14 protein-coding genes are annotated in these 16,810 nt (G+C 69.9%); 9 read left to right on the top strand and 5 right to left on the bottom strand.

Going from position 1 to position 16,810, the window contains the following annotated elements; all coding sequences use genetic code 11:
- Positions 1–5: 5 nt before the first annotated feature.
- Positions 6–419 carry a VOC family protein gene (locus IF88_RS0114450; protein ID WP_030711007.1) on the bottom strand — a complete coding sequence of 138 codons (414 nt, stop codon included), beginning with the start codon at positions 417–419 and terminating at the stop codon, positions 6–8.
- A 243-nt stretch (positions 420–662) separates the two neighbouring features.
- On the opposite strand from IF88_RS0114450, the gene IF88_RS0114445 reads away from it, so the two are divergent.
- Positions 663–1,823: an alkaline phosphatase PhoX gene (locus IF88_RS0114445; protein ID WP_030711006.1), complete on the top strand. Its 1,161-nt coding sequence runs from the start codon at positions 663–665 to the stop codon at positions 1,821–1,823.
- 172 nt (positions 1,824–1,995) lie between these two features.
- Here IF88_RS0114445 and IF88_RS0114440 read toward each other — a convergent pair whose 3' ends face one another.
- The 3 genes from IF88_RS0114440 to dusB form a co-directional block, all read right to left on the bottom strand.
- Positions 1,996–2,994 carry an ArsR/SmtB family transcription factor gene (locus tag IF88_RS0114440; RefSeq protein ID WP_030711004.1) on the bottom strand — a complete coding sequence of 333 codons (999 nt, stop codon included), beginning with the start codon at positions 2,992–2,994 and terminating at the stop codon, positions 1,996–1,998.
- Between the two features lie 387 nt (positions 2,995–3,381).
- Complete coding sequence (gene ppdK, locus IF88_RS0114435; protein ID WP_030711002.1) at positions 3,382–6,090, bottom strand: pyruvate, phosphate dikinase; 2,709 nt, start codon at positions 6,088–6,090, stop codon at positions 3,382–3,384.
- Between the two features lie 364 nt (positions 6,091–6,454).
- Positions 6,455–7,615: a tRNA dihydrouridine synthase DusB gene (gene dusB / locus IF88_RS0114430; protein ID WP_051836913.1), complete on the bottom strand. Its 1,161-nt coding sequence runs from the start codon at positions 7,613–7,615 to the stop codon at positions 6,455–6,457.
- Between the two features lie 34 nt (positions 7,616–7,649).
- Between dusB and IF88_RS0114425 the strand changes: the two genes are divergently transcribed.
- From IF88_RS0114425 to IF88_RS0114410, 4 genes are all read left to right on the top strand, one after another.
- On the top strand, positions 7,650–9,098 hold the full coding sequence (locus tag IF88_RS0114425; RefSeq protein WP_030710998.1) for an MFS transporter: 1,449 nt from the start codon (positions 7,650–7,652) through the stop codon (positions 9,096–9,098).
- Positions 9,099–9,531: 433 nt separating this feature from the next.
- Positions 9,532–10,575: an aldo/keto reductase gene (locus IF88_RS0114420; protein ID WP_078892884.1), complete on the top strand. Its 1,044-nt coding sequence runs from the start codon at positions 9,532–9,534 to the stop codon at positions 10,573–10,575.
- Positions 10,576–10,596: 21 nt separating this feature from the next.
- Positions 10,597–11,190 (top strand): TetR family transcriptional regulator, encoded by a 594-nt coding sequence (locus tag IF88_RS0114415; protein WP_030710994.1) that lies wholly within the window; start codon positions 10,597–10,599, stop codon positions 11,188–11,190.
- 141 nt (positions 11,191–11,331) lie between these two features.
- On the top strand, positions 11,332–12,045 hold the full coding sequence (locus tag IF88_RS0114410) for a VC0807 family protein (RefSeq protein ID WP_037805917.1): 714 nt from the start codon (positions 11,332–11,334) through the stop codon (positions 12,043–12,045).
- Between the two features lie 80 nt (positions 12,046–12,125).
- Here IF88_RS0114410 and IF88_RS0114405 read toward each other — a convergent pair whose 3' ends face one another.
- Entirely contained in the window at positions 12,126–13,508 is a 1,383-nt protein-coding gene (locus IF88_RS0114405) for a glycine--tRNA ligase (RefSeq protein WP_030710990.1), read from the bottom strand.
- 155 nt (positions 13,509–13,663) lie between these two features.
- Here IF88_RS0114405 and IF88_RS0114400 point away from each other — a divergent pair, with 155 nt between their 5' ends.
- The 4 genes from IF88_RS0114400 to IF88_RS0114385 are packed head-to-tail and all read left to right on the top strand — an operon-like array spanning position 13,664 to position 16,808.
- Entirely contained in the window at positions 13,664–14,644 is a 981-nt protein-coding gene (locus IF88_RS0114400) for a metal ABC transporter substrate-binding protein (RefSeq protein WP_030710988.1), read from the top strand.
- Between the two features lie 29 nt (positions 14,645–14,673).
- Positions 14,674–15,465 (top strand): metal ABC transporter ATP-binding protein, encoded by a 792-nt coding sequence (locus tag IF88_RS0114395; RefSeq protein WP_030710986.1) that lies wholly within the window; start codon positions 14,674–14,676, stop codon positions 15,463–15,465.
- Entirely contained in the window at positions 15,465–16,328 is an 864-nt protein-coding gene (locus IF88_RS0114390) for a metal ABC transporter permease (protein WP_030710984.1), read from the top strand. The genes IF88_RS0114395 and IF88_RS0114390 overlap by 1 nt, the downstream gene beginning before the upstream one ends.
- A gap of 51 nt (positions 16,329–16,379) precedes the next feature.
- A complete protein-coding gene (locus tag IF88_RS0114385; RefSeq protein ID WP_078892882.1) occupies positions 16,380–16,808 on the top strand; it encodes a Fur family transcriptional regulator in 429 nt (142 codons plus the stop codon).
- Positions 16,809–16,810 lie beyond the last annotated feature (2 nt).

Below are 16,810 nucleotides of genomic sequence, written 5' to 3'. Positions count from 1 at the left end.
GACGGTCAGCCCTGGTCCTGGACCATGGCCGGGTCCATCCACATGATCTCCCAGGTGTGGCCGTCGAGGTCGTCGAAGGCGCGGCCGTACATGACGCCGTGGTCCTGGGCGGGGCGGGGCTCGGTGGCGCCGGCCGCCAGGGCCCCGTCCACCAGCTCGTCGACGGCGGTGCGGCTGGGGGCGCTCAGACAGAGCAGCACCTCGGAGGTCTTCGTCGCGTCCGCGATCTCCTTGTGGGTGAAGTCCTTGTAGCGGTCCTCGGTCAGGAGCATCGCGACGATGGTGTCGCTGATGACCATCGAGGCGCAGTTCTCGTCGGTGAACTGGGCGTTGAAGGTGTAGCCCAGCTTGCCCCAGAAGGTCTTGCTGGCCTCCAGGTCCTTGACCGGCAGGTTGACGAAGATCATGGTGGCGGACATCGAGGTCCCTCTTCTCTCGGGTGCGGCACGCGGTGCGTGCCGCTCGGTGCTTTCGGGAGGTAGACCGGGGGGCCGGGAGAAACTCATCGCTCCCCGCGAAGTTTTTTTCGGGATTGAACGTCGAGCGGTCGCTCGTGCGTAATGAGGAGTTGGCGCCCCGGCAACTGGCGTCTCCTAGGTTCCTCGACGCGTGCGACCCCGCACTCGACCGGGTGCGGGGGCCTTCCTCCCACAGGAGTGACCGTGGAACGTCGTACCTTCCTGCGCGGCGCCGTCATCGGCTCGTCGGCTGCCGCCTTCGGCGGCACGTTGATGCACGGGGCCGCCTACGCGGCGCCCGCCCAGCCCGGCGCCGGACCCTACGGGGCCCTCGGCGCGGCGGACGCCAACGGCATCATGCTCCCCAGCGGCTTCACCAGCCGGGTGATCGCCCGCTCGGGCCAGACCGTCGGCGGCACCTCGTACACCTGGCACAGCGCCCCCGACGGCGGTGCGTGTTTCGCCGACGGCTCGGGCTGGATCTATGTCTCCAACTCGGAGATCAACCCCTCCGGCGGGGCGAGCGCGGTGAAGTTCAACTCGTCCGGCACCGTCACCGGCGCCTACCGGATCCTCTCCAACACCCGGCAGAACTGCGCGGGCGGCAAGACCCCGTGGAACACCTGGCTGTCCTGCGAGGAGGTCGACCGCGGCTTCGTCTACGAGACCGACCCGTACGGCCTGAACGCGGCCGTGCAGCGTCCCGCGATGGGCCGCTTCAAGCACGAGGCAGCCGCCGCCGACCCGGTGCGCCAGGTGATCTACCTGACCGAGGACGAGACGAGCGGCTGCTTCTACCGGTTCATCCCGACCACCTGGGGCAACCTCTCCTCCGGCACCCTCCAGGTCCTCACGGCCGGCACCGCCACCTCGGGCTCCTTCACCTGGGCCAACGTCCCCGACCCGGACGGCTCCCCGACCGCGACCCGCAGCCAGGTGTCCGGCTCGAAGAAGTTCAACGGCGGCGAGGGCTGCCACTACGCCAATGACACCGTCTGGTTCACCACCAAGGGCGACAACCGCGTCTGGCAGCTCAACCTCACCAGCAACACGTACGAACTGGCCTACGACGACTCCCTCGTGCCCGGCGGCGCGGCCCCGCTGACGGGCGTCGACAACGTCACGGGGTCCTCGTTCGGCGACCTGTACGTCGCCGAGGACGGCGGCAACATGGAGATCTGCGTGATCACCCCGGACGACGTGGTGGCCCCCTTCCTGCGGATCACCGGCCAGTCCTCCTCGGAGATCACCGGCCCGGCCTTCTCCCCGGCCGGCAACCGCCTCTACTTCTCCAGCCAGCGCGGCACCACCGGCAGCTCCTCCGCCGGCATCACATACGAGGTCACGGGCCCCTTCCGCGTCTAAGCCCCGCCGCACCACCCCAGCCCTGCCACACCACTCCAGCCCCGCCACACCACTCCAGCCCCGCCGGCGTTTGAGGCGCGGGGGCTCGGGGGCAGCGCCCCCGCAACGGACCGGCACCCGCACAACCGGCCGCACCCCCACGGGCAACCCCGCAGGGTTGCGGCGGCCACCGTCATGAGGCCACGGCCCCGCCCTTGAGCAGCGCAGCGCCCAGCGGCGTCACGGTATGCAGCACCGCGTTCCCCCGCCGCAACGTGGTCACCAGCCCCGCCTCCCGCATCACACACGCGTGCTGACTCGCGGACGCCAGCGAGACCCCGGCCCGGCGGGCCAGCTCACTGGTGGTCGCGCCGTCCCCTATGGCCCTCAGCACCACCGACCGGGTGTGCCCCACCAGCTTGCCCAGGGTGCGCTGGCGCTGCTCCTCCACGGGCCGCGCCGCCTCACCCCCCGCCGGCGCCGAGGCCAACTGCGCCGCCGCCGGATAGACCAGCACCGGCGGCAGCTCCGGATCGTGCAGGGTCACCGCGGTGCGCCGGCAGAAGAAGGACGGCTGGAGCAGCAGCCCGCGCCCCCGCAGCCGTACGTCCCGGTCCACCGGGTAGTCGCACTCCAGCACCGGCGCCCGCCAGCGCAGCATCGGCGGCAGCGAGTCCAGCAGCTCGTCCGCGCCCCCGTCCAGCAGGGCCCGGCCACGCGCGGCGCGCTCGGCCTCGATCTGGGCCTGGATGTGCGTCCAGTACGGCTCCACGGCGGCCCGGTGGTACGCGCGGAGCTCGCCCATGAGCCGCGGCAGCTGCTTGTCGCCGCTGTCCATGAACTCCCGTAGCCGCGGCGTCATCGGAGCACCGGCGGCCAGCAGCTGGAGCTCGCGCCGCATGCGCTCGGGACGGATCCCGCGCAGCGCGTCGAGGCCCACGTCCCACCCGTACTGCCCCTCCACAGGGGTCAGGAAATCGGGGAAATAACCACGGCTCGGTATGAGCATACCGAGCGTGCGTGTTTCACTATTCAACCTGCTCCGGGTTTCCGTACGCCATTCACCGAACAACCGGGCGTCGCGCCGGTCTCTTAAGCGGTGAAAGCTGAGAATCGTTTCCCACAACGCATCGGGACGCCCTGCCATCCGTACGCGTGCCAGGTCCACTCCAGTGAAATGGATACGCAGCACCGAACCCCCACCTGTGCAACCGCAATCCCCCCGCCCCATGAGTATGCACGCCGTCACACGTGGTCACCACGCCCTTTCGGCCACAGTTGAAACCCCTTTCGGCAGGGGCGTGACAACCGAAATCCTGTACTCCGCCGGGCACACTCCGATGCGACCGAAACGCTCCGCGAAGGCCGTGGGGGGCTTTGCGGGGCCTGGCGGTCGGTCGCACCGGGAAGCGCCGACGTGCCCGGCAGAATGACAGCGGCGGTGGACGGGTGGGGATCCGTCCACCGCCTGCTGGCGTAAAGATTTGTTGAACAACGGAAATAGGCGCGCCCGCCACCGGGCAGTCAGGGAACCCGGGGGCAGGCGCGGTCTATGGGAGCCCTTGGCAGGGCCGGGGGGTCAGCGGCTGTCGCTGCCCTTCGCCTCGGCGGCCGCACGACCGGCCTCCAGGCGCGCCACCGGAATCCGGAAGGGCGAGCAGGAGACGTAGTCGAGGCCGACCTCGTGGAAGAAGTGGACGGACTCGGGGTCGCCGCCGTGCTCACCGCAGACGCCGAGCTTGAGGTCGGGGCGGGTGGCCCGGCCCTGCTCGACCGCGTGGCGCACGAGCGAGCCGACGCCGTCCTTGTCGATGGTCTCGAAGGGCGAGACCCCGAAGATGCCCTTCTCCAGGTACGCGGTGAAGAAGCTGGCCTCGACGTCGTCGCGGGAGAAGCCCCACACCGTCTGGGTCAGGTCGTTCGTACCGAAGGAGAAGAACTGCGCGGCCTCGGCGATCTGGGCGGCGGTCAGCGCGGCGCGCGGCAGCTCGATCATGGTGCCGATGGACAGCTTGAGGCTGGTGCCGGTGGCGGCCTCGACCTCGGCGATGACCTGGTCGGCCTCCTCGCGGACGATCTCCAGCTCCTGGACGGTGCCCACGAGCGGGACCATGATCTCGGCGCGCGGGTCGCCCTTGGCGTTCTTGCGCTCGGCCGCGGCCTCGGCGATCGCCCGGACCTGCATCTTGAACAGGCCGGGGATGACCAGGCCGAGGCGGACACCGCGCAGACCCAGCATCGGGTTCTGCTCGTGCAGCTTGTGCACGGCCTGGAGCAGCCGCAGGTCGTTCTCGTTGGCGTCCTGGCGGGACTCGGCGAGGGCGACGCGCACCGACAGCTCGGTGATGTCGGGCAGGAACTCGTGCAGCGGCGGGTCGAGCAGGCGGACGGTGACGGGCAGGCCGTCCATCGCCTCGAACAGCTCGACGAAGTCCTTCTTCTGCAGCGGCAGGAGGGCGTTGAGTGCCTCCTCGCGCTCGCCGTCGGTGTCCGCGAGGATCAGTCGCTCCACCAGTTCGCGGCGCTCGCCGAGGAACATGTGCTCGGTGCGGCACAGGCCGATGCCCTGGGCGCCGAAGCGGCGGGCGCGCAGCGCGTCCTCGGCGTTGTCGGCGTTGGCGCGCACCCGCAGGCGGCGGACGCGGTCCGCGTAGGCCATGATCCGGTGCACGGCGGCGACGAGCTCGTCGGCGTCGTCGGCGCCGGCGTGCATGCGGCCCTCGAAGTACTCGACGACCGGGGAGGGTACGACGGGTACCTCACCCAGGTAGACCTTGCCGGTGGAGCCGTCGATGGAGACGACGTCGCCCTCTTCGATGACCGTCTCGCCGACCGTCATGCGGCGGCGCTTGGTGTCGACGTCGAGCTCCTCGGCGCCGCAGACACAGGTCTTGCCCATGCCGCGGGCGACGACGGCGGCGTGCGAGGTCTTGCCGCCGCGCGAGGTCAGGATGCCCTCGGAGGCGATCATGCCGTCCAGGTCGTCCGGGTTGGTCTCGCGGCGGATCAGGATGACCTTCTCGCCCGAGCGGGACCACTTGACGGCCGTGTAGGAGTCGAAGACGGCCTTGCCGACGGCCGCGCCCGGGGAGGCGGCGATGCCGCGGCCGAGCAGGGTGGTCTTCGCGCCCTCGTCGAAGCGCGGGAACATCAGCTGCGCCAGCTGGTGACCGGTGACGCGCTGGAGGGCCTCGGCCTCGTCGATCAGGCCCTGGTCCACGAGCTGGGTGGCGATGCGGAAGGCGGCGCCGGCGGTGCGCTTGCCGACACGGGTCTGGAGCATCCACAGCTGGCCGCGCTCGATGGTGAACTCGATGTCGCAGAGATCCTTGTAGTGGGTCTCCAGCGTCGTCATGATCGTCATGAGCTGGTCGTACGAGGCCTTGTCGATGCCCTCCAGGTCCGCGAGCGGCACGGTGTTGCGGATGCCCGCCACCACGTCCTCGCCCTGGGCGTTCTGGAGGTAGTCGCCGTAGACGCCCGCGTGGCCACTGGCGGGGTCGCGGGTGAAGGCGACACCGGTACCGGAGTCGGGGCCCAGGTTGCCGAAGACCATGGAGCAGATGTTGACCGCGGTGCCCAGGTCGCTCGGGATGCGCTCCTGGCGGCGGTAGAGCTTGGCGCGGTCGGTGTTCCACGAGTTGAAGACGGCCTCGACGGCGAGGTCCATCTGCTCGCGGGCGTCCTGCGGGAACTCGCGGCCGGCTTCCTTCGCCACGATCTTCTTGAAGTGCTTGACCAGCTTCTTCAGGTCGGCGGCGTCGAGGTCGGTGTCGACGGTGACCTTCTTGGCGGCCTTGGCCTCGTCGAGGGCGTCCTCGAAGAGCTCGCCCTCGACGCCGAGGACGGTCTTGCCGAACATCTGGATGAGGCGGCGGTACGAGTCCCACGCGAAGCGCTCGTCACCGGCCTGGGAGGCAAGGCCGGTCACGGACTCGTCGGAGAGGCCGATGTTCAGGACGGTGTCCATCATGCCGGGCATCGAGAACTTGGCGCCGGAGCGGACGGAGACCAGCAGCGGGTCGTCCGACTGTCCGAGCTTCTTGCCCATCTTCGCCTCGAGGGCCGCAAGGTGGGCGCTGACCTCTTCGCGCAGCGCGGCCGGGGCCGTGCCGCTCTCGAGGTAGACCTTGCAGGCCTCGGTGGTGATGGTGAAGCCGGGAGGGACCGGCAGACCCAGGTTGGTCATCTCGGCGAGGTTGGCTCCCTTGCCGCCGAGAAGGTCCTTGAGGTCGCGGTTGCCCTCGGTGAAGTCGTAGACGAACTTCTGATCTTTGTTTTCCGACACGGGTCTCGACTCCTCGAGGCTCGGTGGCTGCCCTGACGGCCAGGAACATACCCAGATCGAAGGCTTCTGGGTACGTCCACTTGGTCGTCATGCGGCTGTAACCACCCGTGCGCCAGCAGATCGAAAGTAACTCATGGGTAATCAGAAAGTACGCACAGCGTTCACCTCTCGAAGGAGAAGGGGCCTCCTGGGGCCTGATCACGCTCGCATGAGCGATCATCGATCCATTTGCCTTCAAGAGTTGAACGCACAAAGGGTGGCACCCAGTGCCACCCTTTGAAAGTCTTACCCGTGACTTTAGTGCTCATCTGAGCGAAACCCTTCCCATGCGTGGCGTATATCACGCGCCACGGAGGGCGATTTGTCAGCCTCCGGAGGTGTCCAGTTCAGCGTCCTCGCTCACACCCGCGCAGTCGTACGGGTCCTTCAGCCAGCCGTCCGGCAGGACAACTCGGTTGTTTCCGGACGTCCGACCGCGCGGGCCGTCCGCACTCTCGGGCCACGCCTGGTCCAGGTCCAGCTCGCTCAGATGAGCGTCCAGCTCGGCCAGGGAAGAGGTGACCGCGAGCTTCTTGCGCATCTCGGACCCGACCGAGAAGCCCTTCAGGTACCAGGCCACGTGCTTACGGAAGTCGATCACCCCGCGCGCCTCGTCGCCGATCCACTCCCCCAGCAGCTGTGCGTGCCGGTGCATGGTGGCCGCGACCTCGCGCAGCGTCGGCTTGTGGAAGTCCTCCGGGCGGCCCTCGAAGGCCGCCACCAGGTCGTTGAACAGCCACGGCCGCCCCAGGCAGCCGCGGCCCACGACCACGCCGTCGCAGCCGGTCTCGCGGACCATGCGCAGGGCGTCCTCGGCGCACCAGATGTCGCCGTTGCCGAGCACGGGGATCTCCGGCACGTGCTCCTTGAGCCGCGCGATGGCGTCCCAGTCGGCGGTGCCGCCGTAGTGCTGGGCCGTGGTCCGTCCGTGCAGGGCTATCGCGGTGACCCCCTCCTCCACGGCGATCCGTCCGGCGTCGAGGTAGGTGAGGTGGTCGTCGTCGATGCCCTTGCGCATCTTCATGGTGACCGGCAGGTCGCCGGCGCCGGCGACGGCCTCGCGGAGGATCGCGCGGAGCAGGTTGCGCTTGTACGGGAGGGCCGAGCCGCCACCCTTGCGGGTGACCTTGGGGACCGGGCAGCCGAAGTTGAGGTCGATGTGGTCGGCGCGGTCCTCTTCGACGATCATCCGGACGGCCTTGCCGACCGTCGCCGGGTCGACCCCGTACAGCTGAATCGAGCGAGGCTTCTCGATCTCGTCGAAGTGGATCAGCTGCATGGTCTTCTCGTTGCGCTCGACCAGGGCGCGGGTCGTGATCATCTCGCTCACGAACAGCCCCTTGCCGCCCGAGAACTCGCGGCAGAGGGTACGGAACGGGGCATTGGTGATGCCGGCCATGGGCGCGAGCACCACTGGGGGCTGCACGGTGTGCGGGCCGATCGCGAGGGGCGGGGGGAGCGTGGTCATCCGCCCATTGTCCCGCATGCCGAGGGGGTGCGGCAGACGTAGCATCGGCGGCATGATCGAGCCGAGTCCCCGGCAGCGCATGCTCGTCCTGGCGATCTGCTGCATGAGCCTGCTGATCGTCAGCCTCGACAACACCGTGCTCAACGTCGCGCTGCCGTCGATGCGCCGAGAACTCGACGCCTCGGTCGCGGGGCTGCAGTGGACCATCGACGCGTACACCCTGGTCCTGGCCTCGCTGCTGATGCTCGCGGGCTCCACGGCCGACCGAATCGGCCGCCGCAAGGTGTTCGTCGCCGGCCTGCTGGCCTTCGGCTTGGGCTCCCTGCTGTGCTCGCTCGCCCCCAGCCTCGGCTGGCTCATCGTCTTCCGGATGGTGCAGGCGGTCGGCGGCGCGATGCTCAACCCGGTCGCGATGTCGATCATCACCAACACCTTCACCGATCCGGCCGAGCGGGCCCGGGCCATCGGCGTGTGGGGCGCGGTCGGCGGCGTCTCCATGGCCGCGGGGCCGCTGATCGGCGGGGTGCTGGTGGACTCGGTGGGCTGGCGCTCGATCTTCCTGATCAACTTGCCGATCGGTCTGGCGGCGCTCGTGCTGACCCTGCGCCACATCCCTGAGTCCCGGGCCGCCCGGCCGCGGCGGCCGGACCCGGTGGGCCAGGTGCTGGTCATCGCGCTGCTCGGCAGTCTGACGTACGGGATCATCGAGGCTCCGGCCGCCGGCTGGCGCTCGCCGCTGATCATGGGGTGCGCGGTGGTGGCCGTGGCCTCGCTCGTGGGGCTGCTGGTCTACGAGCCCCGGCGCGAGGAACCGCTGATCGACCTCCGGTTCTTCCGGAGCGCGCCCTTCAGCGGGTCGACCGTGATCGCGATCAGCGCCTTCGCCGGTCTGGCCGGCTTCCTCTTCCTGAACACGCTCTACCTCCAGGACGTACGGGGGCTCAGCGCCCTGCACGCCGGGCTCTACATGCTGCCGATGGCGGCCCTGACCGTCCTCTTCGCCCCGCTGGCGGGGCGGCTGGTGGGCAGCCGGGGGCCGCGGATCTGCCTGCTGATCGCGGGCGTGGCGATGGCGTCGAGCGGGCTGCTGTTCGCCCTGTTCGAGGCCGAGACCTCCAACCCGCTGCTGTTCACCGGGTACGTGCTCTTCGGGCTCGGCTTCGGCATGGTGAACGCGCCGATCACCAATACGGCGGTGTCCGGGATGCCGCGCTCCCAGGCGGGCGTCGCGGCCGCCATCGCCTCGACCAGCCGCCAGACCGGCGGCACGCTGGGCGTCGCGGTCATCGGCTCGGTCCTGGCGGCGGGGCTGGCCGGCGGCTCCGACTTCTCCGGGGCGGCCCAGCCAGCCTGGTGGATCATCACGCTGTGCGGGCTGGCGGTGCTGGTCGTGGGTGCGGTGACGAGCGGCAGCTGGGCCCGGGCGACGGCGGAGCGCACGGCCCGCACCCTGGAGGAGCCCGTCAGCCCGTCCGCGACGGCGGGTTCGCCGCGCGGCTGACCGCGGGCATGTGCACGCGCCCGAGCACGCGCGTGACCGCGCGGCCGGCCCGGGCGGTGGCTGCTCGCCGCACTCGAAGTCCTCGGCCGAGGTGTTGACCCGGTCGAGGAGGCCGCGCAGGAGTTCGCGCTCCTGCTCCGACAGCCCCGCGAACATGCCGCCTTCGACCTCGTCGAGGGCGGCGTTCGTCTTGCGCAGTGCGGCCTCCCCGGCGGCGGTGATGGCCACGTTGTGACGGATCGCACCCCCCGCAGCGGCTGGGCCTGCTGCTCGCCTGGCACGGAGCGGTCACCCAGACCCGGATGAAGAGGGCGCTCAGCGGTCCCGGACTCGTGGCTGCCACGGCTGGCACCCTCAAGGCCGGCGGATCCTCACGCAACACTGACGAGTGACAGATGTTGAAATCTGTCATCCGTCATGTCATTCTCGTTGCATGACGACGAACGAGAAGATCCCGACGACCACGATGACCACCCTCGGCAGCACCGGCCCCTCCGTCTTCCCGCTGGGGCTGGGCTGCATGGGGATGTCCGCCCTCTACGGCGAGGCCGACCGCGCCGAGTCCCTCGCGACCATCCACGCCGCCCTGGACGCGGGCATCACGCTTCTCGACACCGGCGACTTCTACGGCATGGGGCACAACGAGCTGCTGATCAACGAAGCCCTGCGCACGGCGCCCGCCGCGGCCCGCGAGCGGGCGCTGACCAGCGTCAAGTTCGGCGCGCTGCGCACGGTCGAGGGCGGATTCACCGGCTATGACGGGCGGCCCGAGGCCGTCAGGAACTTCCTGGCCTACTCGCTCCAGCGGCTCGGCCGGGACCACATCGACATCTACCGGATCGCCCGTGTGGACCCGGACGTGCCGATAGAGGAGACGGTCGGGGCCATCGCCGAGGCGGTCCAGGCCGGACACGTGCGCCACATCGGCCTGTCCGAGGTCGGCGCGGAGACCATGCGCCGGGCCGCCGCCGTGGCCCCGATCTCCGACCTCCAGATCGAGTACTCGCTGATCTCCCGCGGCATCGAGGAGGAGATCCTGCCCACCGCCCGCGAGCTCGGGATAGGGATCACGGCGTACGGAGTGCTGTCCCGCGGCCTGATCAGCGGCCACTTCACCCGCGACCGCGCGCTGGCCCCGGGCGACTTCCGCGGGATGAGCCCGCGCTTCCAGGGCGACAACCTCGACCGGAACCTCGATCTGGTGGAGGCCCTGCGCAAGGTCGCCGAGGACAAGGGGGTCAGCGTCGCCCAGACCGCGATCGCCTGGGTGCTCGCACAGGGCCCCCGGCAGGGCGTGGACCTCGTGCCGCTGGTGGGCGCCCGGCGCCGGGACCGGCTCGCCGAGGCACTGGGTGCCATGGACATCACGTTCAGCGCCGCGGACCTGGCGGCCATCGAAGAGGCCGTGCCCGCCGGCGCGGCGGCCGGCGAGAGGTACCCGGAGGCCCAGATGGCCCACCTCGACAGCGAGCACTGAGCTGACGGTACGGTCGTACCCATGCCCCCCGCTGCCGCCGAGCCCCTGACCCCCGAGCGCATCCTCGAGACCACCGAGGAGGTGCTGCGCCGCTTCGGCCCCACCAAGGCGACCGTGGTGGACGTGGCGCGCGCCCTCGGTGTCAGCCACGGCAGTGTGTACCGGCACTTCCCGTCCAAGGCGGCGCTGCGCGAGGCCGTCACGGACCGCTGGCTCGCCAAGAGCGTGGTCCTGCTGGAGGAGATCACCTCGGCACCCACCGGGAGCGCCCCCACCAAGCTGGAGGCGTGGCTCGGGGCCCTGTTCGAGGCCAAGCGCCACAAGGCGGGCGCGGATCCGGAACTGTTCGCGACCTACACCGTGCTGCTCGCGGAGAACAGCGGAGTGGTGGACGCGCATCTGGCCGAGCTGATCGACCAGCTGGCCCGGATCATCGCGGAGGGCGTCGCCGCCGGGACGCTCGCCGCCGAGGACGTGCCGGCCGCCGCCCGGGCGGTCTTCGACGCCACCGGCCGCTTCCACGATCCGCAGTACGCGGCCGACTGGCTGTCGCCCACGATCTTCACGGAGTTCGAGGCGGTCACCACGCTGATCATCCGGGGTCTGCGCGCCTGATCCGGGCCGGCGGGGCCTGTCCGGAACCAGTCGGTCCGGAGAACTTGATGATCATTTTGGGCGCGCTTGTCTTGTCCCTGCCATCCCCCCGTCCCTACGGTCCCCCTACCGCACTCCATCAGGCACGCCCCAGGGGGAACCTTGTCCACCCAAGTAGCACGACCCGCGCCTCCCGCCCGTTCGGGGGCCGCGACCGCCATCGGCTGGATCCTGACCATCGGCCTCAACGTGGTCGCGCCGATCATCACGTACAACACGCTCGTGGACGACCACGGCTGGAGCGAGTTCTCGGCACTGCTCCTCAGCAGCGCCTGGCCCGTGCTCGACAGCGCCATCAGCGTGGCCTGGCACCGCAAGCTCGACGAATTCGCCGTGGTCACCCTCGTGTTCATAGTGATCACGGCCGGGGTCTCGCTCGTCGGTGACCCCTCGGCTCGGGCCCTGCTGGTCAAAGACTCCGCCGTGACCGGGCTGTTCGGGCTGCTCTGCCTGTCCACCCTGCTGGCGAAGCGCCCGCTGATGTTCTACTTCGGCCGCAAGTTCGCCACCGACGGCACTCCCGAGAGCACGGCCTGGTGGAACGGCCTGTGGCAGTACGAGGGCTTCCGGACCACGATGACCCGGATGACCCTGGTCTGGGGCGTCGCCTACGTCATCGAGGCCGTCGTCCGCGTCATCCTCGCGTACACGCTGAGCACCAAGACCATGGTGACCCTCAGTCCGATCATGATCTACGGGGTGCTCGGCGCGCTGGGCGTGTGGACCGCCCTGTACGGCAAGCGCTCCCAGGCGGAGGGCGAGCGCCGCGCCGCGGAGGCCGCCGCAGCCGAGGCGGCCGGGGGCTCCGCGTCCTGACCCGACGCCCCGGAAGACGAAAGACCGGTGGCCCGGTGCGCTTCTCGCGCACCGGGCCACCGGTCTTCGTGCGTCCTGGCCTAGCAGCCGAGCAGGCGGCTGCCGAGGTAGGTCTGGATCTGGTCCAGGGAGACGCGCTCCTGCTTCATGGTGTCGCGCTCGCGCACGGTCACCGCGTTGTCGTCCAGGGTGTCGAAGTCGACGGTGACGCAGAACGGCGTACCGATCTCGTCCTGGCGGCGGTAGCGGCGGCCGATGGCGCCCGCGTCGTCGAACTCGATGTTCCAGAACTTGCGCAGGTCCGCGGCGAGGCCCTTGGCCTTCGGCGACAGCTCCGCGTTGCGGGACAGCGGCAGGACGGCGACCTTGATCGGGGCCAGGCGGGGGTCGAGGCGCATCACGGTGCGCTTCTCCATGACGCCCTTGGCGTTGGGGGCCTCGTCCTCGACGTACGCGTCGAGCATGAAGGCGAGCATGGCGCGGTTGACACCGGCCGCCGGCTCGATGACGTACGGGGTGTACTTCTCCTTGGACTCCTGGTCGAAGTACACGAGGTCCTGGCCGGAGGCGGCGGAGTGCGCCTTGAGGTCGAAGTCGGTGCGGTTGGCGACGCCTTCGAGCTCGGAGAACTCGTTGCCACCGAAGTTGAAGCGGTACTCGATGTCGGCGGTGCGCTTCGAGTAGTGGGACAGCTTCTCCTTCGGGTGCTCGTACCAGCGGATGTTCTCCTCGCGGATGCCGAGGTCGCGGTACCAGTTCCACCGCTCCTGCATCCAGTACTCCTGCCACTGCTCGTCCTCGCCCGGCTTGACGAAGAACTCCATCTCCATCTGCTCGAACTCGCGCGTGCGGAAGATGAAGTTGCCGGGGGTGATCTCGTTGCGGAAGGACTTGCCCATCTGCGCGATGCCGAACGGGGGCTTCTTGCGCGAGGTGGTCTGCACGGTGGCGAAGTTGGTGAAGATGCCCTGGGCGGTCTCGGGGCGCAGGTACGCCTTGGAGCCGGTGTCCTGGGTCGGGCCGAGGTGCGTCTCCAGCATGCCGGAGAACTGCTTGGGCTCGGTGAACTGGCCCTTCACGCCACAGTGGGGGCAGTTGATGTCGGCGAGGCCGTTGGCGGGCAGGCGGCCGTGCTTGGCCTCGTACGCCTCTTCAAGGTGGTCCGCGCGGTGGCGCTTGTGACAGGCGGTGCACTCGGTCAGCGGGTCCGAGAAGGTCGCGACGTGGCCGGAGGCCACCCAGACCTCGGGGGCCAGGATCACGGACGAGTCGATGCCGACGATGTCCTCACGCCCGGTGACCATCGCCTTCCACCACTGGCGCTTGATGTTCTCCTTGAGCTCGACACCCAGCGGGCCGTAATCCCAGGCGGCCTTGGAGCCGCCGTAGATCTCACTGCACGGGAAAACGAAGCCACGGCGCTTGCTCAGGCTGACGATGGTGTCGATCTTGTCGGCGGCCACGGTGCTCTCTTCATTACGAGGACGAACGGCGAAGTCTTTAGGTTACCGGCGCCCGCACCCCCCCTTTCAAATCGGATCCCCCTCCACGGCCGCCCGCCCGGCCCCCCCACCAGGGTTTTTGACAATCGTTTCCATTTTTGATGAAAATGGATGTCATGAACGTACGACGCCTCATACCCACCGCCGTCCTCGCCGGAGCCGTCGCCCTCGGCGCCACGGCCCTCACCGCCTGCTCCGGAGGCGGCGCCACCGGCGGCAAGGACGGCAAGCTCGGCGTGACGGCGTCGTTCTATCCGATGCAGTTCCTCGCCGAGCAGATCGGCAAGGACCACGTGAAGGTCGACGGCCTGACCAAGCCGGGCGTCGAACCGCACGACCTGGAGATCACCCCACGGCAGACCGCGCAGCTCGGCGAGGCCGATGTGATCCTCTACCTCAAGAGCCTGCAGCCCGCCGTCGACAAGGCCGTCGCCCAGTCCGGCGTGAAGAACGTCGTCGACGCCGCGACCCTCACCAAGCTGGAGGCTCACGCCTCCTCCGGCCACGACCACGGGGCCGAGGAGGGCCACGCCGAGGGCGAGGGCGAGGGCCACGACCACAGCCACGGCGAGTCCGGAACGGACCCCCACGTCTGGCTCGACCCCGCCAAGTACGCGGAGATCGCCAAGGGCGTCGGCGCCGCCCTGGAGAAGGCCGACCCCGCCCACGCTGCGGACTACAAGACGAACACCGACGAGCTGGTCGGCAAACTGACCGCGCTGGACACGGAGTTCAAGGACGGCCTGAAGAACACCGCCTCCCGGACCTTCATCACCACCCACTCCGCCTTCGGGTACCTCGCCGAGCGCTACGGCCTGGACCAGGAGGGCATCTCCGGCGTCGACCCCGAGTCCGAGCCGAGCCCGGCCCGGATGAAGGAGCTCCAGGAGGTCGCGAAGAAGGAGAACGTCTCCACCGTGTTCTTCGAGACCCTGGCCAGCGACAAGACCGCGAAGGTCCTCGCGTCGGACACCGGCCTGAAGACCGACGTCCTCGACCCGCTCGAGGGAATCAGCGACAAGTCCCAGGGCGCTGACTACTTCGAGGTCATGCGGTCCAACCTGAAGAACCTCCAGAAGGCACTCGGTAGCAAGTAATGGCAGCAGCAGCAACGGAGGCGCGAGCCATGCAGTCCACGCCCCGCCCGGCGGACGACCAGCCCGTCATATCCCTGCGCGGGGCCACGGCCTCGCTCGGCTCGCGCCCCGTGTTGCGCGGGATCGACCTCACCGTCCACCGCGGGGAGGTCGTCGCCCTGCTCGGTGCCAACGGCTCCGGCAAGTCCACGGCCGTCCGCGCCGTGGTCGGCCAGGTCCCGCTGACCGCCGGCTCCCTCAGCCTCTTCGGCACGGACTTCAAGCGCTTCCGCGACTGGTCGCGCATCGGGTACGTCCCGCAGCGCACCACCGCCGCCGGTGGCGTCCCGGCCACCGTCCGCGAGGTCGTCTCCTCCGGCCGGCTCGCCCGCTCCCGCTTCGGACTCCTGCGCAAGACCGACCGGGCCGTGATAGAGCACGCCCTGGCCCTGGTCGGCATGGACGGGCACGCCGACGTCTCGGTGGACGCCCTCTCCGGCGGCCAGCACCAGCGCGTCCTCATAGCCCGGGCACTCGCCGTCGAACCCGAACTGCTGATCATGGACGAGCCGATGGCGGGCGTGGACCTGGCCAACCAGGAGGTCCTGGCGGGCGCCCTGCGCGCGCAGGTCGCCGCCGGCTCCACCGTCCTGCTCGTCCTGCACGAGCTGGGCCCGCTGGAGCCCCTGATCGACCGCGCCGTCGTCCTGCGCGACGGCTGCGTCGTCCACGACGGCCCGCCGCCGGAGGCCGTCGGCCAGCACGCCCTGCCCGGCCACGACCACGTACACCCCCACGCGGCGCACGACGCCGAGCCCCTGCGGACGGGACTGCTGAGCTGATGGACATCCTCGACTACGCCTTCATGCAGCGAGCGCTGATCGCGGCCGCCCTGGTCGGCATCACGGCCCCCGCCATCGGCACATACCTCGTCCAGCGCCGCCAGGCGCTCATGGGCGACGGTCTCGGCCACGTCGCGATGACCGGCGTCGCCCTCGGCCTCGTGCTCCACACCAGCCCGGTCTGGATGGCCACCCTCGTCTCCGTCCTCGGCGCCGTCGGCATGGAGCTGATCCGCGCCCGCGGCAGGACCAGCGGGGACGTCGCCCTCGCCATGCTCTTCTACGGCGGCCTCGCCGGCGGCGTCATGATCATCAACCTCGGGGGCGGCCAGACGGCCAGCCTCCTGGGCTCCATGTTCGGCTCGATCACCACGGTCGCCGCCGAGGACGTGACCGCGATGGCGATCCTCGCCGCGTTCGTCCTCGCCGTCGCCATCGGCCTGCGCCGCCAGCTCTTCGCCGTCTGCCAGGACGAGGAGTTCGCCCGCGTCACCGGCCTGCCCGTGCGCGCGCTGAACCTGCTGATCGCGGTCACCGCGGCGGTCACCGTCACCGTCGCCATGCGCATCGTCGGCCTGCTGCTGGTCAGCGCGATGCTGGTGATCCCTGTCGCGGCCGCCCAGCGGCTCACCCGCAGCTTCGCCACCACGCTGGGCCTGGCCATGGCCATCAGCCTGACCGTCTCCCTGACCGGCACGGCGGCCACCTACTACATGGACGTGCCCTCGGGCGCGACGATCGTCCTGCTGGCCATCGGCGTCTTCATGGTGCTGACGGCCCTGTCCGCCCCCCTGGCCCGGCGCCGGGCGAAGGCGGCCCGCACCGCCGAAGAGGTGTGCACGCGGGACGACGTGAAGGTCTAGAGTCCTCGGCCGCCTGGCACAATGGCGGCAGGCCGATACGAGGAGGAACCGGTGGCGACTGCGCCTGGCGAGATGAATACCGCGCCAGTACGAGGGCGATCCACCCGGCAGCGGGCGGCCGTGGCGGCGGCGCTGGACGAGGTGGACGAGTTCCGCAGCGCCCAGGAGCTCCACGACATGCTCAAGCACCGTGGCGATTCCGTGGGCCTGACCACCGTCTACCGCACCCTCCAGTCGCTCGCGGACGCCGGTGAGGTCGACGTCCTGCGCACCAGCGACGGCGAGTCCGTCTACCGCCGCTGCTCCACCGGCGATCACCACCACCACCTGGTCTGCCGCAAGTGCGGCAAGGCGGTCGAGGTGGAGGGCCCGGCCGTGGAGAAGTGGGCGGAGTCCATCGCGGCCGAGCACGGCTACGTGAACGTGGCCCACACGGTGGAGATCTTCGGCACCTGCGCCGACTGCGCCGCCGCCGCGTAGCG

The organism is Streptomyces sp. NRRL F-2580 (assembly GCF_000720115.1).
In the GTDB taxonomy this organism is placed as follows: domain Bacteria; phylum Actinomycetota; class Actinomycetes; order Streptomycetales; family Streptomycetaceae; genus Streptomyces.
The sequence above is the reverse complement of the archived record's forward strand: the minus strand, read 5'-3'. Positions and strand labels throughout refer to the sequence as shown.

Coding starts and splice junctions, on each gene's coding strand:
- IF88_RS0114450 (WP_030711007.1), bottom strand. CDS start 419: ATGTCCGCCACCATGATCTTCGTCAACCTGCCGGTCAAGGACCTGGAG.
- dusB (WP_051836913.1), bottom strand. CDS start 7,615: ATGCGGGACAATGGGCGGATGACCACGCTCCCCCCGCCCCTCGCGATC.
- IF88_RS0114425 (WP_030710998.1), top strand. CDS start 7,650: ATGATCGAGCCGAGTCCCCGGCAGCGCATGCTCGTCCTGGCGATCTGC.
- IF88_RS0114420 (WP_078892884.1), top strand. CDS start 9,532: ATGACGACGAACGAGAAGATCCCGACGACCACGATGACCACCCTCGGC.
- IF88_RS0114415 (WP_030710994.1), top strand. CDS start 10,597: ATGCCCCCCGCTGCCGCCGAGCCCCTGACCCCCGAGCGCATCCTCGAG.
- IF88_RS0114400 (WP_030710988.1), top strand. CDS start 13,664: ATGAACGTACGACGCCTCATACCCACCGCCGTCCTCGCCGGAGCCGTC.
- IF88_RS0114395 (WP_030710986.1), top strand. CDS start 14,674: ATGCAGTCCACGCCCCGCCCGGCGGACGACCAGCCCGTCATATCCCTG.
- IF88_RS0114390 (WP_030710984.1), top strand. CDS start 15,465: ATGGACATCCTCGACTACGCCTTCATGCAGCGAGCGCTGATCGCGGCC.